We start from the raw sequence: 23,815 nt of genomic DNA, 5'->3' as shown, positions 1-23,815 counted from the left end.
GATACGCCGGCTGAGGCGTCGGGCTTTTTCAAACCCTGACTGTCTCACCGGCGACCGCTCTGACCCAGGGCGGCGACGCGATCACACGCATCCCCCATCGAAATTCGAATGCTGAAAGCCCAATCCCATGCCCAATTCCAATCTCCAGCAAGTCTGGCCCGCTGACCAAGCCGAACTGTCGCCCGAGCAGAAGGCGCTGGCCGCCCTGCGCGCCGAGATCGACAGCCTGGACGACCAGATCCTGAACCTGTTCGAGCGCCGCCTCGCCATCGCCGCCCAGGTCGGCAAGGCCAAGGACGCGCCGACCGGCCCCCACACCAAGCTGCGCCCCGACCGCGAACAGGCCGTTCAGGCCCGCGTCCTGAAGCAGTGCGAACCCGAGAACCGCGAGGCGGTCGAGCACCTGTGGCGCGAGATCGTGGGCTGGGGTCTGGCGCGTCAGGGCCGGCTGCAGGTCCACGTCTGGGCCCCCATCGACCCGGCCAAGGCCGTGGACGGCGCCCGCCTGCGCTTCGGCGCCGCCGCCGACATCAAGCTGGTCCGCGATCCGCAGGCCGCGCTGGCGCATGCCGCCGAAGGTCATGGCGTGGCGGTCCTGTCGATCAACACCGACGACGCCTGGTGGATGGGTCTGCGTCGTGAATGGTCGATGCTGAGCGTCTTCGACGGTTATGGCGGCGAGACGCCGACCTCGCTGGCCGTGGGCAAGATCGATCCGCCGGCCCTGCCGACGGGCCGCCGCGTGGTGGTGACGGTCGGCGGCGACGCCGGCGACGGCTCGGGCGCGCGCCGCTGGGGCCTGAACACCAACCACGGCTGGACCCTGGCTCTGACCGACGCCGACGTGGCGCCGGGCGAGGCGGAAGGCTGCGTCGGCGCCATCGGCTGATTAAAGAGTGAACGGGCGTTAAGCCTGTTCCTCAACCCTGTCTCAAAGAGCGGCGTCCACTGTGGCGCTATGAACGCTTCTGTCATTCTGCGGCTTGGTTCGGTCGGCGCCCTCGCGGCGCTGCTGGCCGGCTGCGGCATGACTGAGGCTGATCCTCATCGTTTCGAAAGCGTGGCGGATCAGATTGCTGCCATTCCGTTGTCGCCCCGCAGTGCAGCACCCCGGCGCGAGCCCTCGGGGCCGCGCAACGCGGAGGAAGCCGGCCTGCGTCCCCTCAAAGTGGAGCTGCTGACGCCGCATCAGCTGTGGGACGCTCGCGACGGGCTGACGACCAAGGCCGCCGCCATGCTGCCGGCCATGCCGCAAGTGTTTCATGATCCCGAAACGCCGGCCGATGGTCAGGCGATCTCACCGCCTGCGGCCAAGCCGTTGAGAGGGCACGCTTCTCAACCCGCCAAGGCCGCCCCGGCGCCCTCATCCGGCGCGTTGATCCAACTGGGCGCCTACGCCAGTCAGGCCTCGGCTCAGGCGGCGTGGGATAGGCTGGGGCAGGGGGCGACGACGGGTTTGAGCCCTGTCTTCGAGCCGGTCGAGGTCAACGGTCGGCGTCTGATCCGGCTGAAGGTTCGCGCCGGATCGGCTCAGGCCAAGGCCCTTTGCGCCAAGGCCGCAGCGGCCGATCCATGGTGCGTTCGGGCCGCAGCTGGCGCATCGTCCACAGGCGCAGCTTAAGGTTTCGTTGACGACTGACGCCCTTGGCCCGATCTAGGGGTCTAGGGGCGGGCTGCGAACGATTGAGTCGCGTCTGTCGAAGCAACGGAATCCAAAATGGCGCAGCCTCAGGTCATCGTCATCGGCAATGAAAAGGGCGGGGCGGGCAAGTCCACCCTGGCCATTCACATCGTCACCGGCCTGCTGCACGCGGGCAAGAAGGTCGCCATCATCGATCTGGACCTGCGCCAGCGGTCGATGGAGAAGTTCTTCTCGAACCGTGGGGCGTGGACGGCGGCCAATGCGCAGTCCCTGCCCATGCCGATCGTGCCCGACATGGGCGACGGCAAGGCGCTGGCCAAGGCCGACGAAGCCGAGCAGTTGGCCCGGTTCGAGGCTGCCTACGCGGAGGCGCAAGGGTCCGCCGACATCATCCTGATCGACACGCCCGGCGGCGACACCGCCCTGTCGCGCGCCGCCCATGCCCGCGCCGACCAGATCGTCACGCCGATGAACGACAGTTTCGTCGACTTCGACCTGCTGGGCGAGGTCGATCCGGTGACGCTGGATCTGAAAAAGCCCTCCATCTATTCCGAGAGCGTCTGGGAGGCGCGCAAGCACCGCGCCATCACCGAGGGCCGTCAGGTGACGATCGACTGGATCGTCGTCACCAACCGCCTGGCCGTGGCCGAGGCCCGCAACCGTCGCCGTCTGGAAGAGCGGATGATGAAGCTGGCCAAGCGCGTCGGCTTCCGCGTCGGGCCGGGCCTGCGCGACCGGGTCATCTATCGCGAGTTGTTCCCCTTCGGCCTGACGGTCGCCGACTTGTCGAACGACATCCGCCCGGTATCGGTGTCCCTGGCCCACGTCGCGGCGCGTCAGGAGTTGCGCAATCTGATGCAGGCCCTGGGTCTGGACGACGCCAAAGGGGGCTCGTTGTCTCCGCTGGACGCGGCGGCCTGATCGTCCCATGGGCCTGATCTGGCTGGCGCTCGCCGCCGTGGCGGTCTGGGCGCTGGTCCGGTTGGGCCGCCAGACCGAGCGCGCGCGGCGCGGCCACTGGCGCATTTCCGCGACCATCCTCAGCACGGCCCTGTTCGCGGGAGCGGTTCTGGCCGCCTCCCGCGGGGTCTGGCTGGCGGCGGTGGGGCTGGCGGGGGCAGGCCTGTGGCTGGCGGTTCAGTCGCGCATTCGCATCGTGCCGCCGCGCGCCCCGCGGACTGAGCGTCTGTCCGAGGCTGAAGCGCGGGCTATCCTGGGCGTCCCGGCAGACGCCACGCCTGAAGCCATCCAGTCCGCCTGGCGTCGTCTTATGGCGCGGGCACATCCTGATCAGGGCGGCACCGAAGGGCTGGCCGCGCGCGTCAACGCCGCGCGGGATCGGTTGCTGAAGGGGTGAACTCGATCCTCCCCTGCGAAGCGGGGGAGGGGGACCATGCGGAGCATGGTGGAGGGGGCGAGCGAGGGGCGCTCGATTTTGAAGTGAGTTTCGGGCGGTTCGAAGGGACGAGGGCAGCGTTTGCTTCCGCCCCCTCCACCGCCTGCGGCGGTCCCCCTCCCCCGTAAACGGGGGAGGATCGCCTCGATTAGACGTCCAGATCCGCCACGGCGAAGCGGGCGTTGTCCTGGATGAACTGGTAGCGGGCCTCGGCCTTGCGGCCCATCAGGCGTTCGACCAGATCCTCGATCTCTTCTTCGCTCTCGGGCAGGGAGACGCGGGCCAGGGTCCGCTTCTTCGGATCCATGGTGGTCTCCTTCAGCTGGGAGGCCATCATCTCGCCCAGGCCCTTGAAGCGCCCGATCTCGACCTTCTTGCCCTTGAAGACCGTGGCCATCAGCTCGTCGCGGTGGGCCTCGTCTCGGGCGTATTCCGACAGCGGGCCGGCCGAAATCCGATAGAGCGGCGGCAGGGCCATGAACAGGCGGCCCTGGCGGATGGTCTCGGGCATGGAGCGGTAGAAGAAGGTGATGAGCAGGGCCGCGATGTGGGCGCCGTCCACGTCGGCGTCGGTCATGATGACGATACGCTCGTAGCGCAGGTCTTCGATGTTGAAGCGTGCGCCCGGCTGGACGCCGAGCGCCAGGGCCAGGTCTGACAGTTCGATGTTCTGGCGCAGCTTGTCCGCCGTGGCCGAGGCGACGTTCAGGATCTTGCCGCGCAGGGGCAGGATAGCCTGGGTGGTGCGGTCGCGCGCCTGCTTGGCCGAGCCGCCGGCCGAGTCGCCCTCGACGATGAACAGTTCGGTGCCCTGGGCCGATTGCCGCGAACAGTCGGACAGCTTGCCCGGCAGACGCAGCTTGCGGGTGGCGGCGGCGCGCTGGACTTCCTTGTCCTTGCGGCGGCGCAGGCGGTCCTCGGCGCGGTCGATGACGAAGCCGAGCAGGGCGTTGGCCTGTTTCGGACTTTCGGTCAGCCAGTGGTCGAACGGGTCGCGCAGAAGCTGTTCGGTCAGCCGCTGGCCCTCGGGCGACGACAGGCGGTCCTTGGTCTGGCCCTGGAATTCCGGGTTGCGGATGAAGACCGAGATCAGGGCGCCGGCGTTGGCGATGACGTCCTCGGCCGTGATCTGAGCGGCGCGCTTCTCGCTGATCAGCTCGCCATAGGACTTCAGGCCCTTGACCAGGGCGGAGCGGAAGCCCGCCTCGTGCGTGCCGCCGTCCGGGGTCGAGACGGTGTTGCAGTAGGAGCCGATGAAGCTGTCGACGTCGCCAAAGCCGATGGGCGACCAGGTGACGGCCCATTCCAGCGCGCCTGCCTCGCCCTTTTTCTCCGCGCGGCCGGCGAAGACGGGGGTGACGGTTTCCAACTCGCCCACGCGCTCGGCCAGGGCGTCGGCCAGACCGCCGGGGAAGTGCAGGGTCGCCTCGGCCGGGGTGGCGTCGGTGATGCGTTCCGGGGCGCAGGTCCATCTGATCTCGACGCCGCGGAACAGATAGGCCTTGGCGCGGGCCATGCGGTAGAGACGGGCGGGTTTAAAGGCCGCGCCGACGCCGAAGATTTGCTCGTCCGGATGGAAGCGGATCAGGGTGCCCTTCTTCTTCGAGGGGCCGATCTGCTGGATGGGGCCTTGCACAAGGCCGCGGCTGAAGGACTGCCGCCACTCGAAGCCGTCGCGCCAGACCGTGACGTTCAGATGGTCCGACAGGGCGTTGACCACCGAGACGCCGACGCCGTGCAGGCCGCCCGAGGTCTCATAGGCCTTGCCCGAGAACTTGCCGCCCGAGTGCAGCACGGTCATGACGACTTCCAGCGCCGACTTGCCCGGGTGTTTGGGGTGGGGGTCGACCGGGATGCCGCGCCCGTCGTCGCGAACCGACAGGAAGCCGTCGGCGTCCAGATCGACGGTGATCAGCTTGGCGTGGCGGGCTACGGCCTCGTCCATCGCGTTGTCGAGGACTTCGGCGAACAGGTGGTGCAGGGCGCGCTCGTCGGTGCCGCCGATATACATGCCGGGGCGCTTGCGGACGGGCTCCAGCCCCTCCAGCACTTCGATCGAGGAGGCCGAATAGCCGGTGGCGGCCGCCGTCGCCGCACTGGCGTGCGACGTCAGTTCGACCTTGGGCTCATGCGCGACGGGGGCCGGAGCCGGGATGGGCGCCGGGACAGGCGCTAGTGCGGGTGCGGGCGCTTTTTCCGGAACGCTCGGTTGGGTGGGTTCAGGGTCGTCGAGCGTGGAGAAAAGGTCAGCCATCTACGCAGTCTGGGGCGATTCGGGGTTCGATCTGGTAGGCCCCGCGCCGGTTCGACGCAAGCGCGACGCCGGGGCGGCAGGTTGTTGTGGAGAAGCCTGTGCGGCGATTCACGCCTTCTCCACGAAGCTGTCGATGACCTTCTTCTCGCCGGCCTTTTCGAAGGCGACGACCAGCTTGTTGCCCTCGACCGCGCGGACGGCGCCGTAGCCGAATTTCTGGTGGAAGACGCGGTCGCCGCGCGACCAACTGGAACCGGCCTTGGGGACGGCGGTGGCGATCAGGCGGCCTTCGCCCTCGATGACGGCCTTGCGAGCGGGCGTTGAGGCGGAACGCGCTGGTTGGCCCGAGGTGAAGCTCTGGGCGCGTTTCCAGCCGGGGCTGGAATAGCCGCTGCCGAAGGAGGGGGCCTCGTCCCAGCGGCTCTTGGCCTCTTTCATGCCGGTCGAGGCGCCGTAGTAGCCGGTGTCGGACTGCGGATCGACGTGGGCCAGGGGCAGTTCGTCGACGAAGCGGCTGGGCAGTTGCGAGGTCCAGCGGCCATAGACCAGACGGTTGGCGGCGAAGCTGATGCGCGCGTCCCGCTTGGCGCGGGTGACGCCGACGTAGGCGAGGCGGCGTTCCTCCTCGAGGCCCTTCACGCCCTTTTCGTCGATGCTGCGCTGCGAGGGGAAGACGCCTTCCTCCCAGCCGGGCAGGAAGACCAGCGGGAACTCCAGCCCCTTGGCGCCGTGCAGGGTCATGATCTGCACGGCTCCGGTCTCCGACTCGGGCGCGGCCCGGTCCAGGTCCATGACCAGGGAGACGTGCTCCAGATAGGCTTGCAGCGTCTCGAACGCCTGCATGGCCTGGGTCAGTTCCTTGAGGTTGTCCAGGCGCGTCTGGCCGCTGGTGCGGTCGGCCTTCTGCATGTCGGTGTAGCCGCTCTCGTCCAGCAGGGTCTCGGTCACCTGCCAGTGGGGCGTGCCCATGGTCGCCAGGTCGCGCCAGCGGTCGAGGTCGCGCACGAAGTTGGCCAGGGGCGTGCGGGTGCGGGCCTGAAGCTCGTCCGTGGTGATCAGGTGGCGGACGGCCTGCATGGCCGAGACGCCGTTCTCTCGCGCGATATGCAGGATTTTCTGGACGCTGGTCTCGCCGATGCCGCGCTTGGGCACATTGACGATGCGCTCGAAGGCCAGATCGTCGTCCTCGGACTGGATCAGGCGGAGGTAGGCGTGGGCGTCGCGGATTTCGGCGCGCTCGAAGAAGCGGGGGCCGCCGATGACCTGATAGGGGACGGCCAGCATGACGAAGCGTTCTTCGAACGCCCGCATCTGGAAGGAGGCGCGCACCAGGACGGCCATGTCCTTGTACTTCAGACCGGTCTTGCGGGCGGTCTCGATCTCGTCGGCGATCAGGCGGGCCTCGGCCTCGCCGTCCCAGACGCCGCGCACGCGGACCTTGTCGCCGCTGTCGTCCTCGGTCCACAGGGTCTTGCCCAGACGGTCCTGATTGGTCGCGATCAGGGCCGAGGCGGCGCCGAGGATGTGCTTGGTTGAGCGGTAGTTGCGCTCCAGCTTGACGATCTTGGCGCCGGGGAAGTCGCGTTCGAAGCGCAGGATGTTGTCCACCTCGGCCCCGCGCCAGCCGTAGATCGACTGATCGTCGTCGCCGACGCAGCAGACATTGCCGGTCGAGGAGGTCAGCAGCCGCAGCCACAGATACTGGGCGACGTTGGTGTCCTGATACTCGTCCACCAGGATGTAGCGGAACCGGCGGCGATATTCCTCAGCCAGATCAGCATGTTTCGACAGGATGGTGAGGTTGTGCAGCAAGAGGTCGCCGAAGTCGCAGGCGTTCAGCGTGGCCAGCCGCTTCTGATAGGCGGCGTAGAGGGCGTGGCCCTTGCCGTTGGCGAAGTCCTCGCCGGGCGGCAGCTTCTCGGGCGTCCAGCCGCGGTTCTTCCAGTGGTCGATCAGGTGGGCCAGCGACTTGGGCGTGTGCTTCTTGGTGTCGATATTGGCGGCTTCGAGCAGTTGCTTCAGCAGCCGTTCCTGATCGTCGGTGTCCAGGATGGTGAAGCTGGATTTCAGTCCGACCAGTTCCGAATGGCGTCGCAGGATCTGGGCCGCGACCGAGTGGAAGGTGCCGAGCCAGCGCAGGCCCTCGGCCGAGGGGCCGATCAGGTGGGTGATCCGCTCGCGCATCTCGCGCGCGGCCTTGTTGGTGAAGGTGACGACCAGCAGTTCCCACGGCTTGGCCCGGCCGGTGGCCAGGATGTGGGCCAGACGGGTGGTCAGGACGCGGGTCTTGCCGGTGCCGGCGCCGGCCAGGACCAGAACCGGCCCCTCGGTCGTCTCGACCGCCAGCCTCTGTTCGGGGTTCAGGCCGGACAGGTAGTCGCGAACGCCGGCGGCGCCGTCGGGCGACTGGGCGCGCGCGAGGTCGGAAATGCGGGGGGCGGGCAGGTCGGTCACAGGATAAGCGGCTCACGCAAGGCGGATTCGGAGGAGAACATAAGCAGCACAGAGACCAAAGTCAGGCCCTTGCGAAAAATGGCCGGCGGGAACCGCCAAGCCTGACCCCCGTTCTCTCGACCTCAGGGGAAGCGATGGAAGGGAAACGAATGGCTGAGAGCTCAAGCGGAGGCGGCAACGCCGGACTGGCTTTTATCGTTGGCGGCCTGGTGGTCGTGGTGGCGGTCTTGGCCTGGTTCCTGTTTGGCAGGGGCGGCGTGCCGGAGACCAAGAAGGTCGACGTCGATGTGAAGCTGCCAGAGGTGTCGGCGCCGGCCGCGCCGGGCGGTCAATAAAGGAGCGCTGGAATGACGGATCCCAATATCCCGCCGCCTGATCGCGTCGTGCATCAGACGACGATCAACACCACGACCCCTGAACGAAAGGGCGGCGGCGGCTTGCTGGCCCTCATCGTTGGCGGGCTGATCGTCGCGGTCGCGGTGATCGGCTGGTTCCTCTATTCGGGCGGACGTCCCGCCGCGCCCGAGGCGCCGGACGTCAATCTGAACATCAATGTTCCGAGGCCCAAGCTGCCGGAGGCGCCGAGATTGCCTGACCGGCCGGTCTTGCCCGACGTGCCCCGCCCTGCCGAGCCGCCGACCGTTTCGGCGCCGACGCCCGAGCCTCAGGGCCGATGATGGGACGGGGACCGGTCAAGGTGGCCCTAAAGCGCGCCTATGAACCCGCCGCCTCTGATGACGGTCAGCGGGTTCTGGTCGACCGGCTGTGGCCGCGCGGCGTGAGCAAGGACAAGGCGGCGATCGATCTGTGGCTTAAGGAGATCGCGCCCAGCACCGGCCTGCGCCAGTGGTTCGGCCATGATCCCGCGCGATGGGAGGAGTTCCAGCGTCGCTACCGGGCCGAACTGGACGCCAACACCGAGATCGTGGCGCAATTGACCCAGGCGATCCGCGCGGGGAAGACGACGCTGATCTATGGCGCGAAGGACGAGGCGCACAACGACGCTGTCGTGCTGGCGGCCTATCTGGAAGGGAAGTGAGCAGTCATATCCCACCGCTCATCCCCGCCTTCGCCGGATGAGCGCGGTTTGGAGGCCTACTTCAGCCGGTAGCTGATGGTGGTGACGACGCGGACCTTCTTGTTCAGGGACGTGGCTTCGTCGCCAGTCCCGTCGCGGGGCAGGATTTCGAATGAGCCCTGACCCGCTGACTTGATCGGCCCCAGCGGGGCGCCGGAGTCCTTGGCGAACTGGACGGCGCCGGTGCGGGCGGCGGCGGTGGCCTCGGCGATCATGGCGGGGCGGACGTCGTTGAGCTTGGTGAAGATGTAGGACGGTCCCTGGAAGTCCTGCAGCACCACGCCCTGACGGACCAGGTCGTTCAGGTTGCGGGTGGTGGTCTGGACCCGATCGACGTCGTTGGTGCGCACATTCACCGTCTGGGTCAGGATGAAGCGCGGCCCGCCGGTCTGGCTGGCGTATTCGCGCGAGCGGGTGTCGACGACGCCCAACTGACCCAGGTCAACCGCGGTGTCGGGATAGCCCTGGGCCTTGAGGAACTGGCGCACGATGACCAGATCGCCGTCGATGCGGGCCTGAACCTCGGACAGGACTTCGCCGGAGGCTGTGAAGCGGATCGGCAGGACGGCCAGATCGGCCTTCACGTCGCGCTCGGCCAAGCCGCGCACGGTGACGGAGCGGTCGCCCACGCGGGCGTTGACCACCCCCTGGCCGATCAGCGCGCCGCCGCCGATCAGGCCGAGGGCCAGCAGACCGCCGATGACGGCGGCGGGGATCAGGCGGTTGTCAGTGGTCATATGTCTGTTCCTGCAAAGCTGCGGTCGCCGCCGGTCCATTGCAGGGCCAAAACCCGGCAGGCCGAGGCGAGGGGGCGGCGGCCGCGCCATTCGTCGATACGGATCAACAGAGCGGCGCGGCCGAGGTTCAGTTCAGCCCCGATGGCGTCCAGCACCGCCCAGAATTCCGGTTCCAGCGCCACAGAGGTGGCGTGGCCGGACAGGAGGACGGAACGCTTGGCGAGGCTGCTCACGGTTTAGCGGACGCCGAGGGCGAGCGGGGCGATCAGCGGAAGGAAGCGCATCGGAGAGATCCTGTTCACGGGCGAGCTTAGCAGAACGTGCGAGCGTCACATAAGGCTGCAAGACGTGAGGCGCGGCAGCCACGATCAGATGCTAACGGAGGTCCCGGTTTCGTTTCCGTGAGTCGCCTTGAGGCCCTGCCTGTGACCCAGCCTGTGAAGTCCCCGATGTCTCCAGCCGCGCTGGCGCTGGGCGGGATCGGCGTCTGCGCCCTGATCTGGGGCACGACCTGGTACGCCATCACCTTCCAGCTGGGTGCCGTCGATCCGGTGGTGTCGGTGGTGATGCGCTTCGCCATCGCGGCGGCGGTGTTGGCCCTGGTGGTCAAGGCGACCGGCGGACGATTGGCCATGACGCGGCCGCAGCACCTGATGGCCATGGGGCAGGGACTGTTCTCCTTCGCGATCAGCTACGCCTTTGTCTATGCGTCCGAGGAGAAGATCGCTTCGGCCGTAGTGGCGGTGATCTTTGCGGCTCTGGCCTTTCTCAACCTGATCCTGTTCCGCGTGGCCTCCAAGCAGAAGGCGGCGCCGGCGGCCTGGCTGGGCGCCGGCATGGGGGTGGTCGGGGTGGCGGTCCTGTCGGGCGGCGAGGTCATGGGCGCCGGCCTGGGGCTTCATGCCGTCGAGGGCGTGACCTTCGCCCTGATCGCGGTGGTCGCCTCGGCCTTCGGCAACTGGTTCGCCTGGAAAGGCCAGCAGGCGGGCGCGCAGGTCCTGCCGGGCACGGCCTGGGCCATGGCCTACGGCACGGGCGCGCTGGCGCTGTACGGCCTGGTGACGGGGGTGTCGTGGTCGGTGGCGTGGAGCCCGGCCTATGTCATCTCGCTGCTGTATCTGTCTCTGTTCGGCTCGGTGATCGCGTTCGGCCTGTATTTCACCATCGCCCGGGCGCGCGGCTATGCCCTGGCCAGCTATATCTCGGCCCTGACGCCGCCCATCGCCATGCTGGTGTCGGTGATGTTCGAGGGGGCGACGTTCGGGGTCATCGCCCTGCTGGGACTGGCGCTGGTGCTGGCCGGGCAGTTGTTCCTGATCCGCGCGCCGAAGCGGTCGGCGGCCTAGCCCCGTCTTTAAGCGCAATAACAAACCGCTCATCCCGGCGGACGCCGGGATCCAGTGAGAGCCCCACGCGCGACGTTTGTAGCCAAATAACTGGACCCCGGCGTCGCCGGGGTGAGCGGATAGGTATGTTAAGTCTCCGGCTCGTCCAGCTTGTGACCATCCAGCTTCGCGGCGGCGCGGTTGCGCTCCTGTTGCGTCGTCTGGCGTTCCGCCTTGGTGCGGCCGAAGGTCAGCCGATTGGCGTCGGCGGCGCGTCTGCCCTCGACCTTGTCGCGGGCCTTCCTCGCCTTGTTCAGATTGACGACTTCGCCCATCAGACGTGACCCTCGGGGCTGTCCTTGGCCCAGGCGCGTTTCAGGGCCGGACGACCGCCGATGCGCTGGGCGTATGAATCGTAGGGCTCGCCCGGCGGCATGGCCCCGCGGAACCATTGCAGCAGACTGCCGAACAGGATGTCGAGGGCGGAGAACTCGCCCAGGATATAGCCGCCGCCCTTGATGGCCGCGCGCCAGCGCTGGTCCAGCGCGGCGTAGCCGGCCTTGCGCAGATCGTTCAAGCTGTCGGGCGGACCCGAGGTCAGGACGCTTTCCAGCACATTGTTGTAGAGACCCAGCCACGACAGATACTCGGCCCGGCGCGGATCGTTCGGGCCGGGCGCCATCTTCGCCTCGGGATAGCGGTCGGTCAGGAAGAGGAAGATCAGCACCGACTCGATCAAGAGTTGGCCGTCGACGCTGACCGAGGGGGCCTGTTTCAAGGGGTGCGGATTGGTCGGGTCCGCGCGGCCCTGACCGCCCTGCCGCTCGATCTCGACGTAGTGGATCTCGTAGTCGGCCCCCAGTTCCTCCAGCAGCCACAGCAGGCGGGTGGAGCGGGACTGGGGCGCGTGGTGAACCAGCAGCGACATCGTGAACTCCCTGAACGGCCCTGCCATGGACCCGAACGCGGTCGTGGGGGTTATCCCATCACCCGCAGCAGGAACGGAGAATGCCATGATAAGCGCCTCGATGATCAAGGAACATCTTGAAGTCGTCGGCTCGGACGGCGGCCATGTCGGTCGAGTGGACCATGTGATGGGCGATCAGATCGAGCTGGCCAAGATGGACATCGGCTCGGGCATGAAACACCACATGATCCCGGTCAGTTGGGTCGATCGTGTGGACGACCACGTCCACCTGAGCATGACCAAGGACGAAGCCAAGTCGCGTTGGGCCGTGAAACACTGAGGACAGGCTTACCGCGAATTCATCCGGGCCCCGCTGTAACAGGCGGGGCCTTTCGCCATATCAGGGGCGGCGCGCAGATCGCGCAGGGGAGACGGCCTTGATTCGACTGATCCTGAACCTGCTGTGGTTCTTCCTGGGCGGCTTCGCCTCGGGCCTGGCCTGGCTGTTTGGCGGGGTGCTGCTGGCCCTGACGGTGGTGGGTCTGCCGTGGGCCTTCGCCGCATGGCGGATCGCCAGCTATTCCTTCTGGCCGTTCGGGCGAGAGATCGTCTGGCGCGAGCCCAACCCGGCCGATCTGGGCGCGGGTTGCCTCGGCCTCGGACTGAACCTGATCTGGCTGGTTCTGGCCGGCTGGTACATCGCCCTGGCCCACATCCTGATCGCCGTGCCGCAGTTCGTCTCGATCATCGGCATCCCGTTCGCGCTGAAGAACGTCGAACTGGCCAAGCTGTCGCTGGCGCCGGTGGGGCGGACGATTAGGGATAGGCGCTGACCTTTACATCCCGCTCATCCCGGCGGACGCCGGGATCCAGTGAGAACTTCGTCACCGGCATTGGACCTCTCGCGGCCGCGTCTGAAGCCAAAGGACTGGACCCCGGCGTCCGCCGGGGTGAGCGGAACAAATAAAAGCGCCGGCCAGGGCGAACCTGACCGGCGCTTCTGTCTAGCTGTGTCGCTTAATCTCAGCCCGGCGAGATCATCTTCTCGGGACGGACGGCTTCGTCGAACTCGGCGTCGGTCAGGTAGCCGCCGCCGACGGTTTCCTGGCGCAGGGTGGTGCCGTTCTTGTGCGCGGTCTTGGCGATCTTGGCGCAGGTGTCATAGCCGAGGCGGCCGTTCAGGGCCGTGACCAGCATCAGCGAGTTGTTCAGGCCACGCGCGATGTTGTCCTCGCGGGCCTCGATGCCGACGACGCAGTTGTCGGTGAAGCTGATGGCCGCGTCGGCGACCAGGCGGACCGACTGCAGGAAGTTGTAGGCCATCACGGGGTTGTAGACGTTCAGCTCGAAGTGGCCTTGCGAGCCGGCGAACGACAGGGCGGCGTTGTTGCCGAACACCTGGGCGCAGACCTGGGTCAGGGCTTCACACTGGGTCGGGTTGACCTTGCCCGGCATGATCGACGAGCCGGGCTCGTTTTCCGGCAGGGCCAGTTCGCCCAGACCCGAACGCGGGCCGGAGCCGAGGAAGCGGATGTCGTTGGCGATCTTGAACAGCGAGGCGGCGACCGTGTTGATCGCGCCGTGGCTGAAGACCATGGCGTCGTGGGCGGCCAGGGCCTCGAACTTGTTCGGGGCGGTGGTGAAGGCCAGGCCGGTGATGGCGGCGATGTTCTCGGCGACCTTTTCAGCAAAGCCGATCGGCGCGTTCAGGCCGGTGCCGACGGCGGTGCCGCCCTGGGCCAGTTCCATCAGGCGGGGCAGGGTCTGCTCGATGCGCTCGATGCCCATGGCGACCTGATGCGCATAGCCGCCGAACTCCTGACCCAGGGTCAGAGGCGTGGCGTCCTGGGTGTGGGTGCGGCCGATCTTGATGATGTGGGCCCAGGCCTTGGCCTTGGCGTCCAGCGCGGCGTGCAGGTGCTTCAGCGCGGGCAGCAGGTCGTTGACCACCTGTTCGGCGCAGGCGACGTGCATGGCCGTGGGATAGGTGTCGTTCGACGACTGGCTCATGTTGACGTGGTCGTTGGGGTGGACCGGCTTCTTGGAGCCCATCTCGCCGCCCAGCATCTCGATGGCGCGGTTCGAGATCACCTCGTTGGCGTTCATATTGGACTGGGTGCCCGAACCCGTCTGCCAGACGACCAGCGGGAAGTGGTCGTTCAGCTTGCCTTCGATCACTTCATTGGCGGCGGCGATGATGGCGTCGGCCAGCTTGGCGTCCAGCTTGCCCAGATCGCGGTTGGTCTCGGCGGCGGCGCGCTTGACGATGCCAAGGGCGCGCACGACCGGCAGAGGCATCTTTTCCCAGCCGATCTTGAAGTTGCCGAGCGAGCGCTGCGCCTGCGCGCCCCAGTAGCGGTCAGCGGCGACCTCGATGGGGCCGAAGGTGTCGGTTTCAATGCGGACGTTGCTCATCGCAGGCTCGTTCTCAGACGTGGCGGGAAGATGCCCGGCGGTGTAGCACGCAGACACGGCGGGGCAAGGCGGCCCGACCATTGGCTAAGGGAGCAAGGCGCGCGTGGAAGGCTGGATCGGCACAGGCAAGGTGCGCGGACGCGAGGTCGGCGACACGGTCGAGATCACCATCGACGGCCTGACCACCCAGGCCAAATACTACAAGCCGCTGGCCTATGAGTTCTTCCGCAAGGAATGGACGTCCCGTCCTGCCTGGGGCGACTACACGGTCGAGATCCTGATGGAGCACGTCGGCGACGCGCCGTGGATGGACCTCGACAACCTGGCCAAAGCCCTGTTGGATTCCATCAAGGGCTATCTGTTCCATGACGACAGCCAGGTCGCCCGCCTGCTGGTCGAGCGCCGCGAGGGCGAGCGCGAGCGGATCACGATCCGGGTGTTGCCGAGAGAGTGAGACGGGCGTGTCCGCTTTTGAGCGGACCGGATCGTCGCTATGAGCCGCTCGGCGCCGTCGCGGTTTTCTTGCCAGGCTCTATCGGTCAGACTGAAGCAACAGAATCAAGCTTGGGGAGCGCGTGGAAGTGACAGGCCATATGGTCAACCGGGCGGGATTTGAGGTCTATCGCGGCAAGGGCCGACGCGCGCGCCGGCTGCGAGCCGCCTCGGGAGGCGTGTTCTTCCGCCTCTTCATGATGTGGCTGCGTCGCGGGGGGTAAGCCGTCGCCCTTTGCCAGCACTAAAAAAGGCCGCCGGGCGAACCGGCGGCCTTTTTGCTGTTCGAGGTTATCCGATCAGAATTTGAAGCTGGCCCGCAGCAGCAGGGTGTAGCGGACGTAGTCTTCCAGAAGTTCTGCATCGCCAGTGATGGCCAGCATGCCCAGTTCGTTGCCCACGTTCAGGCGGAAGCCGAGGATGGGGCCGCCGCCTTCGATGCTGGCGGGATCCAGGGTGAAGGCGTCGCCGCCCGAGGCGAAGCGGGCGATGGTCGTGCCGGCGTCGACCGAGAAATTCTGGCGCCAGCCGAGGCGAACCTCTGGGCGAATCCAGCCGTTCTGGCCGAAGCCGTAGCCGATGTTCACGGCCGCGACGCCGGAGAACATGTGGCCGTCGCGATCTTCGATCTTGAGGTCGAAGCCGTCGCCGCCGCCCTTTTCGGTGCGTGCGCCTTCGCTCAGCGAGAAATATTCGCCGTAAATTTCAGGACGGACGTTCACCCGACCGAAGGTGCGCTCGTAAGAGGCACCGCCGGCGGCGGCCAGGGTGAAGCCATGCCAGTCGGATTCATTCTTCAGGTTCAGGCCGTCGGCGACCAGTTTCCGGGTCGCGTTGAACGAGGCATAGCCTCCCGCTGCGCGAGCCCAGGTCGTCCAGTACTGGCCCTGGGCGCGCCAGTAGAGACCCAGTTCCAGCAGATTGGCGGATAGAACTTCCTCGGCCGCGGCCTCGGGGTCTTGCAGATCGGAAGAGGTGAAGGCGGCGGAAATGCCGACCGCGCCCATGCCGGTGCCGCGTTCGACGCCGCCCGCCACGCCGAAGCCCTCGGAGCGGAAGCCGTAGGATTCGGTCTTGTCCTTGTCGGCGTAGAAGTTGATTTCCTGAACCCAGGCGCTGGTTTCGCCCTGCGCGGCCGAGGCGTTGCGGCCGGTCAGGGCGCGGGTCACGGCGTCGACGCCGCTGGCCAGGGAGAGCAGGGGACCGCCCGAGTGGTCGGGCAGCATCTGCTCATAGATGTCGAAGAAGCCGTCGCGGCCGGTCTGGCTCAGGACAGCGTTGCGGATCGCCTCGTTCTGGCCGAGCGCGCCGTAGATCGAATCATAGGCCGCGGCCTCGACCTTGATCATGCCGGCTTCTTCCGCCGAGCGGCGGCGGGCGTCGACATAGACCTGACCTGCGGCGGCGTCGGTTCCCGCCTTGACGACGAAGGCGTAGGGCGAGTTGGCCTGAACCGCGCCGGCGTCGATGGCGCCGACATTGAGCGTGTTCGCGTCAATGATCGTGAAGCGAGTGGGGGCTTGCAGAAGGGAGTTGAACCGCACGCCCAAGCCAGCGCCGGTGGCGATATTGGCGGTTCCGCTTACCTTGAAACCGCTGTTCGAGCCGTTCCCCGGATCCAGCGTCACGATCAGATCGCCGTCTGCGCCGACATTCAGGTTGCTGATCGCCGTGACGCCGCTCTGCCGGGCGTCGAGCGTGCCTTTGGAAATGTCGATGTCCAGTTGGCCGTCCGAGTTGGTGATCGCGCCGCGAACCACGGCGCCGCCCGAGATGGACAGTCGGTCGGCGCCCGCGCCGAACGAGATGTCGCCCTGGACCAGGCCGTTCTGGATATCGAGGAAGTCGGCGCCGGACCCGAGACGGATGTCTCCGTACGTCGAGGGCTCGCGAGAATCGGTGACCCCGTCGCCGTCGGTGTCGGGATCCCCTGCGGTAGCGGTTCCTGGGATGCCCTTCTGGGTGAAGGTGACACCGGATGTATTGGCGCTGACGTCGATCGCGGTCGCCTTGCCGGTGATCGGGTCGCCCTTGTCATTGGGAGAGACGTTGGCCTGGATCGAGCGGGTGTTGGTGATCGAGGTCAGGCTGCCGCTGAGGTCGGCGATCGCGGTCGTATTGGCGGCGCCGCCGCCCGTCGTTGCGGCGATCATTCCGTCATTGTTGATCGACGACACGTTCGCGCCGGCTTCGATACGGATCGCCGTGACCTGATTTGCGCCATCGGAGGCCGAGGCGGCGCTGATGGCGCCGGTATTGATCACCGTCGGCGTGGTGGCGCCCGCCGCGAAGCGGATGGCGGTGGCGTCAGCGTTGTTCGCGAGCACCGCGATGGAGCCTTCGTTCCGTACGCCGCCCTGGATCGTCACCGCCTGACCGCCGGCGACCCCGAACTGAACGGCGGTCGGAGCGACGTCGTCATAGACGCCGATGCCGAAGATCTCGCCGCGATTGACGAAGCCGTAGGCGTTGTTTCCTGTGCCCGCGACGCCCAGCGTCACGCTGTTGGCCGTGGAGCCGACGAGCACTGCGGGCGCCGCCCCATAGGTCGTGATCTTGGCTGTGGTTTCGCTGGCGTCGGGCAGACCGTCGCCGTCACGATCCGGATCATCGCGGTTCTTGATGCCGTCGCCGTCATCGTCCTCGTCGCCGTTCTTGACGCCGTTGCCGTTGTCATCGCCGTCGATTCCTGCGGCGCTGTAGGCGGGGGCGGCGTCGAACAGCACGCCCTTGGAGACGTCGCCAGCGATGCGCACGGCCGACCCGCCCTGGAGCAGATCGTCAGCGTCGAGATTTTCGAGGAAGAGGGTTTCGGACGGCACAGAGCCGCTGGTGGGCTTGTTGTTCGGCCGGGTCGTGTAGCGGTAGCCCGTTGACGTGATCGTCCCCTGAATGGCGACGCGGCCATTGACAGCGCCGTCCACCGCTACGCCGACGGCGTTCTCGCCTCGGGCCGTTACGGAACCCAGGATATTGACGTTGCCCGTCACAGGTCCGCTGAGGCTGACGCCGCGCGTATTATTGCCTGTGACGTCGACGTTGCCGAAGCTGGTCAGGTTGCCGACCAGGGGGGCTTCGACCGAAATGCCGTACGAGTTGTTGCCCTCGACCAGAATCGTGCCCGTCGACTCGATCATGATGTCGCCGGTCTTGGCGGCAGGTCCAGTGACCCGCAGGCCGTAGCGGCCCGTGCCGGAGGCGAAGGGACCGTCCGCGTCGCCGTCCTTGTCTGTATCCTTGTATTCTTCGATGTCGTCGGTGATCGAGATCGTCCCACCGATCGTGATCGGGCCGGTCGTTCCGCCCTGGGCCAGGATGCCGGTCGCGCCGTCGGCGGCCTTGGCCATCGTGATCGAGGAGCCGCTGTCGAGGTCCACGCCGTGGTTGGAATCAATGGTGACGGCGGCGCCGCTGGTCACGGCGACCGAACCGCCATTGGCCAGGCGGATGCTGTCCGGGGCCGTACCGGTGGCGTTGGAGGTCGAGATCGGGGTTGTGCGAGCGGTCGAGATCACCACCTCGGCCTGAGCCCCGGCGGCAGCCATCAGGGGGGCGATCGCCACCGCGGTCGCGAGCAGAATACGCATTAGTTAGAAACCCCTCGTGGACACACGCGCAAGGACGCCGAACGCCCGTTTAACAGGCTCGCCGCCGCCATGCCCCAAGTTTCTCGAATTTGAGGCGAATGCAAGGCCGGGGTTAGGCCGACGAAGCTGAACGGGAGATGAAGGCCCCCATTCTGCGCCGACGGACGGGGGTTCTGAAAATGGATGCTTGAGCGGAGCAGTTTCCGGCGCTACGGGCGATTCATGGTGAGTTCCAAACGCGCGCGTCGCATCCAAAGTCGAGCCAGCCGCCTTACGGCGTTGAACTCGGGAGAGGCCGCCGCAATGAGCATGAGCGATATCGACGTCCAGGAGAGCGAGCTTCGCCTGTTTCCTGGGCTGGACGAGGAAGTCGCCGAGACTCTGCGGACGCTGAAGGCTTCGACGGCCGACCCGCGTCCGCGATTGGTGGACACGACCATGCTGTTCGCGCCCCGCTCGGGCGGGGTGAAACGTTATCTCCTGTCCAAAAAGGCCTGGCTTGAGGCGAATCGGCCTTCGGTGGCTCACACTCTGGTGGTGCCGGGGGCCAAGCATAAGGCGGGGGCGGACGGCATCGTCCAGCTTCACGCCGCAAAGCTGCCGTTCGGCGATGGCTATCGCTGGCCCAGTTCGGTGCGGCGCTGGGGGGCCTGGGTGGCGTCGATGAACCCGGCCGTGATCGAGGCCGGCGACCCTTATACGCCGGGGCAGGGCGCGCTTGAGGCCGGTCAGCGGGCGGGGTGTCCGGTCGTCGGCTTCTGTCATTCGGATCCGGCGGGTCTGGCGGCGCTGCATTTCGGCGAGTGGGCCAAGAAGCCGGTCGAGAAACGCTGGGCCAAGCTGTTTTCGCAGTTCGACCGCGTTGTTTCGCCCAGCCGCTTCATCGCGCGCCGGCTGGAGGAGGCGGGCGTCGACGGGATCGTGATTCGGCCGCTCGGGGTCGAGGTCGAGACCTTCCATCCCGATCGGCGGGACCGCGACTGGCTGCTGAAGAAGCTGGGCCTGGGCGCGGAGGCGCGCCTGCTGTGCTTCGCGGGCCGTCCGGCCAAGGAAAAGAATGTCGACGTCCTGATCGACGCGGTGCAGCGCCTGGGCGCGCCCTATCATCTTGTGCTGGTCGGGGCCGGGGCCGGGATGCCGCCCGAGGATCGGGTGATCTCGCTGCCCTATGAAAAGGACCCCCGGGCCGTGGCGCGGATCATCGCCAGCTGCGACGCCTTCGTGCACGCCAACGACAAGGAGCCGTTCGGCTTGATCGTGCTGGAGGCCATGGCCTGCGGTCGCCCGGTCGTGGGCGTCGATGCAGGCGGGGTGGCCGAAACAGTCGACCTGAACGTGGGCCAGTTGGCGCGCTCGGCCGACCCCGCCGACTACGCCGAAGCGATCGAGGCGCTGTTCGCGCGGGATGTGGAGGCCCTGGGTCAGGCGGCGCGGGTCAAGACGGTCGAGCAATTCGCCTGGAACCGGGTCTTCGAGGACCTGTCGATGCTTTACGGCGAACTGAGCGGTCGCTCCGAGTTCGTCATGCCGCAAGATGTCGCGCCGCTGAACTAGCCGCGCGGAATCCGCACGCGGTCATGTGCGGCGGCGCATCGTGCTGACGATGTAATGATAAGAGAGGCGGCGCCCGTCGGGGGCGGGGCGCGCCATTCTCTTCGCTGAAGAGAATGGCGCGAGTGACGGGACTCGAACCCGCGACCTCCGGCGTGACAGGCCGGCACTCTAACCAACTGAGCTACACCCGCGTTCCCCTCCGCGAGGAGGAGAAGCGCCGATTAAGGGCGACTCACGATGGGGTCAAGCGCAATGTGCGAAGAGGCTGAAAAAAGCTGCGAATTCAGCTTTTAGCGCCCGCAGTCGAGGCCTGGAGCATCCGGCGCCGCGGTCGCGCCGGAGCCAAGCGCCTTCTGCATGAAGACCACGTCGCGCCAGGCGTCGAACTTCCACCCGGCGGCGTGGAATATGCCGACGTGTTCGAAGCCGGCGGCGGCGTGCAGGGCGATGGATCCGGCGTTGGCGCTGTCGCCGATCACCGCCACCATCTGACGCATCCCCAAGGCTTCGCAGGCGCTCAGAAGGGCGTCCAGCAGGGCCTTGCCGACGCCGCGCCCGCGAAACGCCTCGGCCACATAGATCGAGTCCTCGACCATGTAGCGATAGGCGGCGCGCAGGCGGTAAGGGCCGGCATAGGCGTAGCCCGCCACTGCGCCGTCGATCTCGGCGGTGAGGACGGGAAGGCCGAGCGCGGCGGGCGCGGCCAGGCGCACCCGCATCTCGTCCGTCGAGGGGACGTCCAGTTCGAACGTCCCCGTGCCGTTCAGTACGCTGTCCGCGTAGATGGCCGTGACGGCCTCCAGATCGGCGTCCGTGGTCGGCCGGATGATCACGCCTTTTGCCAGCCCTTTTCGACTGCCCAGACGGCGAAGGCGTAGTCGTGGGCGACGTCCTTCAGATAGTCGAACCGGCCCGACGAACTGAAGTGGCCCGCTGTCATGTTGATCTTCAGCAGCACGGGATTGCCCGAGGTGGTCGCGGGCCGCAGCTTGGCGACCCACTTCTCAGGCTCCCAATAGGTGACGCGCGGATCGGACAGGCCGCCCGTCGCCAGCACCGCCGGGTAGGGCTTGGCCTCCACCTGATCATAGGGGCTGTAGCTGTACATGTAGTCGTAGGCGGCGGCGTCCTCGATGGGATTGCCCCACTCAGGCCATTCCGGCGGCGTCAGCGGCAGGGAGGTGTCGCTCATGGTGTTGATGACGTCGACAAAAGGCACGCTGCCGATCACGCCGGCCCACAGGTCGGGCCGCATATTGGTGACCGCGCCCATCAGCAGGCCGCCAGCCGATCCGCCCTGGGCGACGATCTTGCCGGCCGTGGCGTAGTTCTGGCCGATCAGATGTTCGGCGGCGGCGATGAAATCGGTGAAGGTGTTCTTCTTGGTCATCCGCCGGGCGTCCAGGAACCAGCCCCAGCCCTTGTCCGAGCCGCCGCGGATATGGGCGATGGCGTAGATGAAACCGCGATCCACCAGCGACAGTCGGTTGGTCGAGAAGCTGGCCCCCATCGGGATGCCGTAGGAGCCGTAGCCGTAGAGCAGCAGGGGCGCCGAGCCGTCGAGGGGGGTGGACTTTTTGCGCAGCACGGTCACCGGCACCAGCTGGCCGTCGGACGCCGGGGCGTTGAGCCGCTCGACCACATAGTCGGCGGGGTTGTGGCCCGAAGGGACCTCCTGAACCTTGCGCAGGGTGCGTTCGCGCGATTTCAGATCGTAGTCATAGGTCGAGGTCGGCGTCGACGGCGAGTTGTAGCCATAGCGCATGACCGTGGTGTCGAACTCCGACGCACCGCCCAGCGACAGGGCGTAGGCGGGCTCGTCCACGGCGATCTCATGCTCGGCGCCCGAACGGTCGCGGATGACGATCTTCGTATTGGCGTCGGCGCGCTCCTGACGGCCCAGATAGTCCTTCACAAGGGCCACGCCCTCGATGAAACGGCCGGGCGTGTGGGGGACCAGATCTTTCCAGGCGGCCTTGGCCGGGGCGTCGGTCGGAGCCTCGACCACCTTGAAGTCGATGGCCTCGTCGGCGTTGGTGCGTATCACCCAGCGATCGCCCCAGTGGTCCAGCTCATACAGGCGGCCGACGTGGCGCGGTTCGGCCACGACGGGCGTCGCGGTCGGGTTCGCGCCGGGAATGATACGGCCTTCCGAGGTCTCCTGATTGCCGATGCCGATGACGATGAAGGCGTCGTCCGAGGTCCGGTGGACGCTCTGGAACATGCCGTCGTCGGTTTCTTCATAGACCAGGGTTGTCTCGCCGCCGCGCGCGGGACGACGGAAGATCTTGTCCGGGCGGCCGTTGTCGTCGCGGTTGGTCCAGAAAATCCACTGGCTGTCCGGCGAGAAGGTGAAGTTCTCGGTCGCCGATTCGATGGTGTGGGGCAGGACCTCGCCGGTCGCCAGATCCTTGACGTAGATCTTGAAGACCTCGGAGCCCTGCGCGTCCTCGGCATAGGCGAACAGGGCGTGGTCGGGGCTGTGCTCGACAGCCGAGACCTCCGAATAGGCCTTGCCCTCGGCCAGCTTGTTGCAGTCCAGCAGGAGCTGAGGCGTCGGGGCCTTGATGAAGTTCTTGGTCACGGGCTGGCCGTCGACCATCCAGGTCCCCTGGCGCTCGACCCGCATATAGCGCGGGTGCTGCTCGCCGGTGCGGTACTCTGTGAAATATTCCCAGGCGCCGTCGGCCTGGGGCACAGAGGAATCATCCTCCTTGATGCGGCCCTTCATCTCTTCGAACATCGCGGCCTGCAGCGGCAGGGTCGAGGCCATCATGGCTTCGCGATAGGCGTTTTCGGCGGTCAGGTGTTCCTTGACGTCGGCCTTGATCAGCGACGGATCGCGCAGCACGGCCTGCCAGTTGTCGTCCTTCATCCACTGATAGTCGTCGGTGCGGACGCGGCCCAACTGTTCGATGCGGACGAGGATCTTCTTGGCGACGGGCGGGACAGGCAGGGACATCGAGGCTCCGGTAGTCGAACGGGCTAGGGCGGGGGAGGCGGCGGCCAGACCGACGGCGGCGGTCGAGGCGATCAGTTCGCGGCGATTCATGGCGTGAGGCTCCCCTGTGTTTCGGGCGGACCTTGTGCCTGCCGGCCAGCGGCGTCAAATGTCCTGATGCTCATTCAGGACACCCCGCCCGCCGTCGTCGCCCCCGTCGAATGGGATCTGACCGTGGGTATGATCAACGCCACGGTGCAGATCGACCAGCCGTTGAACGACAGCCAGCGCAAGGTTGGCACCGGTTTCCTGATTTCAGCGCCAAAGCCGGACGGCGCGCCGCGTGTCGTGCTGGTCACGGCGGTCCATGTGCTGAACGTCATGCCGGGGGCGGATGCTCGCATCGGCTGGCGCACCGCCGAGGCCGACGGCGCGTGGAAGTTCACGCCGGGTCGTCTGACCATCCGGGACGCCGCCGGGGCACCGCTGTGGACCCAGCACCCCGAGCGCGACGTGGCGGTGATGGAGATCAAGGCGCCGGACGCCTTTACCCGGGCCGCCATCCCTCTGGGCTGGCTGGCGGACGAGACGACCTTCGACCAATGGCGGGTGGGGCCGGGCGACGAACTGATGGCGCTGGGCTATCCGCATGGCCTGTCGGCGAACAAGGCGGGGTTCCCGATCCTGCGGCTGGGCCGGATCAGCTCCTGGCCGCTGACGCCGATCCGGCACTTCCCGATCTTCCTGCTGGATTTCGCCGTGTCGCAAGGCAACTCGGGCGGGCCGGTCTTCTGGACCCCCGCCGTCGACCGCCTGCCCGGGGCACCGACGCCGGACCATCCCTATATCGCCGGGGTGCTGGTGCAGGAGGTCCAGGGCGGCGGCGAGGGGCTGGAGCTGGGCGTGGTGGCTCACGGCCAGTATGTGCGCGAGGCGATCGAACTGCTGGATCGCCCTTCCGCGTCATCCCGGCCGTAGCGAAGCGAAGAGCCGGGACCGCTGCAGACGTCGCCGCTTCCTGCGGCCCCGGATA

At 67.1% G+C, this 23,815-nt stretch carries 23 protein-coding genes and 1 tRNA gene; 13 read left to right on the top strand and 11 right to left on the bottom strand.

The annotated features are described in order from the left end of the window. Positions 1–127: 127 nt before the first annotated feature. From AC1DJ5_RS03215 to AC1DJ5_RS03200, 4 genes are all read left to right on the top strand, one after another. On the top strand, positions 128–889 hold the full coding sequence (locus AC1DJ5_RS03215; protein ID WP_477019661.1) for a chorismate mutase: 762 nt from the start codon (positions 128–130) through the stop codon (positions 887–889). A 69-nt stretch (positions 890–958) separates the two neighbouring features. Next, positions 959–1,621, top strand: coding sequence for an SPOR domain-containing protein (locus AC1DJ5_RS03210; protein ID WP_477019660.1), 663 nt, complete (start codon positions 959–961; stop codon positions 1,619–1,621). Positions 1,622–1,717: 96 nt separating this feature from the next. After that, positions 1,718–2,563: a division plane positioning ATPase MipZ gene (locus AC1DJ5_RS03205; protein WP_477019659.1), complete on the top strand. Its 846-nt coding sequence runs from the start codon at positions 1,718–1,720 to the stop codon at positions 2,561–2,563. A 7-nt stretch (positions 2,564–2,570) separates the two neighbouring features. Next, positions 2,571–2,999, top strand: coding sequence for a J domain-containing protein (locus AC1DJ5_RS03200; RefSeq protein WP_441453183.1), 429 nt, complete (start codon positions 2,571–2,573; stop codon positions 2,997–2,999). A 187-nt stretch (positions 3,000–3,186) separates the two neighbouring features. Here the strand turns inward: AC1DJ5_RS03200 and AC1DJ5_RS03195 are convergent, their stop codons facing one another. Together AC1DJ5_RS03195 and AC1DJ5_RS03190 are read right to left on the bottom strand one after the other, a co-directional pair. Further along, positions 3,187–5,292 carry a DNA topoisomerase IV subunit B gene (locus AC1DJ5_RS03195; RefSeq protein ID WP_477019658.1) on the bottom strand — a complete coding sequence of 702 codons (2,106 nt, stop codon included), beginning with the start codon at positions 5,290–5,292 and terminating at the stop codon, positions 3,187–3,189. A gap of 108 nt (positions 5,293–5,400) precedes the next feature. Next, positions 5,401–7,746, bottom strand: a complete 2,346-nt coding sequence (locus tag AC1DJ5_RS03190) for an ATP-dependent helicase (RefSeq protein WP_477019657.1) — start codon at positions 7,744–7,746, stop codon at positions 5,401–5,403. A 149-nt stretch (positions 7,747–7,895) separates the two neighbouring features. Between AC1DJ5_RS03190 and AC1DJ5_RS03185 the strand changes: the two genes are divergently transcribed. From AC1DJ5_RS03185 to AC1DJ5_RS03175, 3 genes are read left to right on the top strand one after another with little or no spacing between them, the layout of a single operon-like run. Beyond that, the gene (locus AC1DJ5_RS03185) at positions 7,896–8,081 is read left to right on the top strand and encodes a hypothetical protein (protein ID WP_441453189.1); all 186 of its coding nucleotides are present in this window, start codon (positions 7,896–7,898) and stop codon (positions 8,079–8,081) included. Between the two features lie 12 nt (positions 8,082–8,093). Continuing rightward, positions 8,094–8,423: a hypothetical protein gene (locus tag AC1DJ5_RS03180; RefSeq protein WP_441453191.1), complete on the top strand. Its 330-nt coding sequence runs from the start codon at positions 8,094–8,096 to the stop codon at positions 8,421–8,423. A 20-nt stretch (positions 8,424–8,443) separates the two neighbouring features. After that, positions 8,444–8,785, top strand: coding sequence for a DUF488 domain-containing protein (locus AC1DJ5_RS03175; RefSeq protein ID WP_477019656.1), 342 nt, complete (start codon positions 8,444–8,446; stop codon positions 8,783–8,785). Between the two features lie 56 nt (positions 8,786–8,841). Here AC1DJ5_RS03175 and AC1DJ5_RS03170 read toward each other — a convergent pair whose 3' ends face one another. Together AC1DJ5_RS03170 and AC1DJ5_RS03165 are read right to left on the bottom strand one after the other, a co-directional pair. Further along, the gene (locus AC1DJ5_RS03170) at positions 8,842–9,561 is read right to left on the bottom strand and encodes an SIMPL domain-containing protein (RefSeq protein WP_477019655.1); all 720 of its coding nucleotides are present in this window, start codon (positions 9,559–9,561) and stop codon (positions 8,842–8,844) included. After that, a complete protein-coding gene (locus AC1DJ5_RS03165; protein ID WP_441453196.1) occupies positions 9,558–9,794 on the bottom strand; it encodes a ribbon-helix-helix domain-containing protein in 237 nt (78 codons plus the stop codon). The genes AC1DJ5_RS03170 and AC1DJ5_RS03165 overlap by 4 nt, the downstream gene beginning before the upstream one ends. Before the next feature lie 216 nt (positions 9,795–10,010). Here AC1DJ5_RS03165 and AC1DJ5_RS03160 point away from each other — a divergent pair, with 216 nt between their 5' ends. Continuing rightward, the gene (locus AC1DJ5_RS03160) at positions 10,011–10,907 is read left to right on the top strand and encodes a DMT family transporter (protein WP_441453198.1); all 897 of its coding nucleotides are present in this window, start codon (positions 10,011–10,013) and stop codon (positions 10,905–10,907) included. Between the two features lie 128 nt (positions 10,908–11,035). Here the strand turns inward: AC1DJ5_RS03160 and AC1DJ5_RS03155 are convergent, their stop codons facing one another. Beyond that, on the bottom strand, positions 11,036–11,221 hold the full coding sequence (locus AC1DJ5_RS03155; RefSeq protein WP_477019654.1) for a DUF4169 family protein: 186 nt from the start codon (positions 11,219–11,221) through the stop codon (positions 11,036–11,038). Beyond that, positions 11,221–11,814 (bottom strand): glutathione S-transferase family protein, encoded by a 594-nt coding sequence (locus tag AC1DJ5_RS03150; RefSeq protein WP_477019653.1) that lies wholly within the window; start codon positions 11,812–11,814, stop codon positions 11,221–11,223. The genes AC1DJ5_RS03155 and AC1DJ5_RS03150 overlap by 1 nt, the downstream gene beginning before the upstream one ends. 85 nt (positions 11,815–11,899) lie before the next feature. On the opposite strand from AC1DJ5_RS03150, the gene AC1DJ5_RS03145 reads away from it, so the two are divergent. Beyond that, complete coding sequence (locus AC1DJ5_RS03145; protein WP_441453204.1) at positions 11,900–12,133, top strand: DUF2171 domain-containing protein; 234 nt, start codon at positions 11,900–11,902, stop codon at positions 12,131–12,133. A gap of 97 nt (positions 12,134–12,230) precedes the next feature. Beyond that, positions 12,231–12,626 carry a YccF domain-containing protein gene (locus tag AC1DJ5_RS03140; protein WP_477019652.1) on the top strand — a complete coding sequence of 132 codons (396 nt, stop codon included), beginning with the start codon at positions 12,231–12,233 and terminating at the stop codon, positions 12,624–12,626. A gap of 190 nt (positions 12,627–12,816) precedes the next feature. Here the strand turns inward: AC1DJ5_RS03140 and fumC are convergent, their stop codons facing one another. Continuing rightward, positions 12,817–14,208: a class II fumarate hydratase gene (gene fumC, locus AC1DJ5_RS03135; protein WP_441453206.1), complete on the bottom strand. Its 1,392-nt coding sequence runs from the start codon at positions 14,206–14,208 to the stop codon at positions 12,817–12,819. 103 nt (positions 14,209–14,311) lie between these two features. Between fumC and AC1DJ5_RS03130 the strand changes: the two genes are divergently transcribed. Continuing rightward, positions 14,312–14,662, top strand: a complete 351-nt coding sequence (locus AC1DJ5_RS03130; RefSeq protein ID WP_441453208.1) for a RusA family crossover junction endodeoxyribonuclease — start codon at positions 14,312–14,314, stop codon at positions 14,660–14,662. Between the two features lie 337 nt (positions 14,663–14,999). Here AC1DJ5_RS03130 and AC1DJ5_RS03125 read toward each other — a convergent pair whose 3' ends face one another. After that, on the bottom strand, positions 15,000–18,287 hold the full coding sequence (locus AC1DJ5_RS03125; protein WP_477019651.1) for an autotransporter outer membrane beta-barrel domain-containing protein: 3,288 nt from the start codon (positions 18,285–18,287) through the stop codon (positions 15,000–15,002). A 303-nt stretch (positions 18,288–18,590) separates the two neighbouring features. Between AC1DJ5_RS03125 and AC1DJ5_RS03120 the strand changes: the two genes are divergently transcribed. Further along, entirely contained in the window at positions 18,591–19,841 is a 1,251-nt protein-coding gene (locus AC1DJ5_RS03120) for a glycosyltransferase (protein ID WP_441453211.1), read from the top strand. Positions 19,842–19,955: 114 nt separating this feature from the next. Here the strand turns inward: AC1DJ5_RS03120 and AC1DJ5_RS03115 are convergent. The 3 genes from AC1DJ5_RS03115 to AC1DJ5_RS03105 form a co-directional block, all read right to left on the bottom strand. Beyond that, positions 19,956–20,032: transfer RNA gene (locus AC1DJ5_RS03115), tRNA-Asp, on the bottom strand. 99 nt (positions 20,033–20,131) lie between these two features. Further along, on the bottom strand, positions 20,132–20,674 hold the full coding sequence (locus AC1DJ5_RS03110; protein ID WP_441453212.1) for a GNAT family N-acetyltransferase: 543 nt from the start codon (positions 20,672–20,674) through the stop codon (positions 20,132–20,134). Continuing rightward, the gene (locus AC1DJ5_RS03105; RefSeq protein ID WP_477019650.1) at positions 20,671–22,893 is read right to left on the bottom strand and encodes a S9 family peptidase; all 2,223 of its coding nucleotides are present in this window, start codon (positions 22,891–22,893) and stop codon (positions 20,671–20,673) included. Before AC1DJ5_RS03105 ends, AC1DJ5_RS03110 begins: the two co-directional genes overlap by 4 nt. A 66-nt stretch (positions 22,894–22,959) precedes the next feature. Here AC1DJ5_RS03105 and AC1DJ5_RS03100 point away from each other — a divergent pair, with 66 nt between their 5' ends. Beyond that, positions 22,960–23,760, top strand: coding sequence for a trypsin-like serine peptidase (locus AC1DJ5_RS03100; protein ID WP_477019649.1), 801 nt, complete (start codon positions 22,960–22,962; stop codon positions 23,758–23,760). Positions 23,761–23,815 lie beyond the last annotated feature (55 nt).

The organism is Brevundimonas sp. 01N35 (assembly GCF_056399785.1).
Note: the sequence above shows the minus strand (reverse complement) of the source record. Positions and strands in the feature narration are given on the sequence as shown.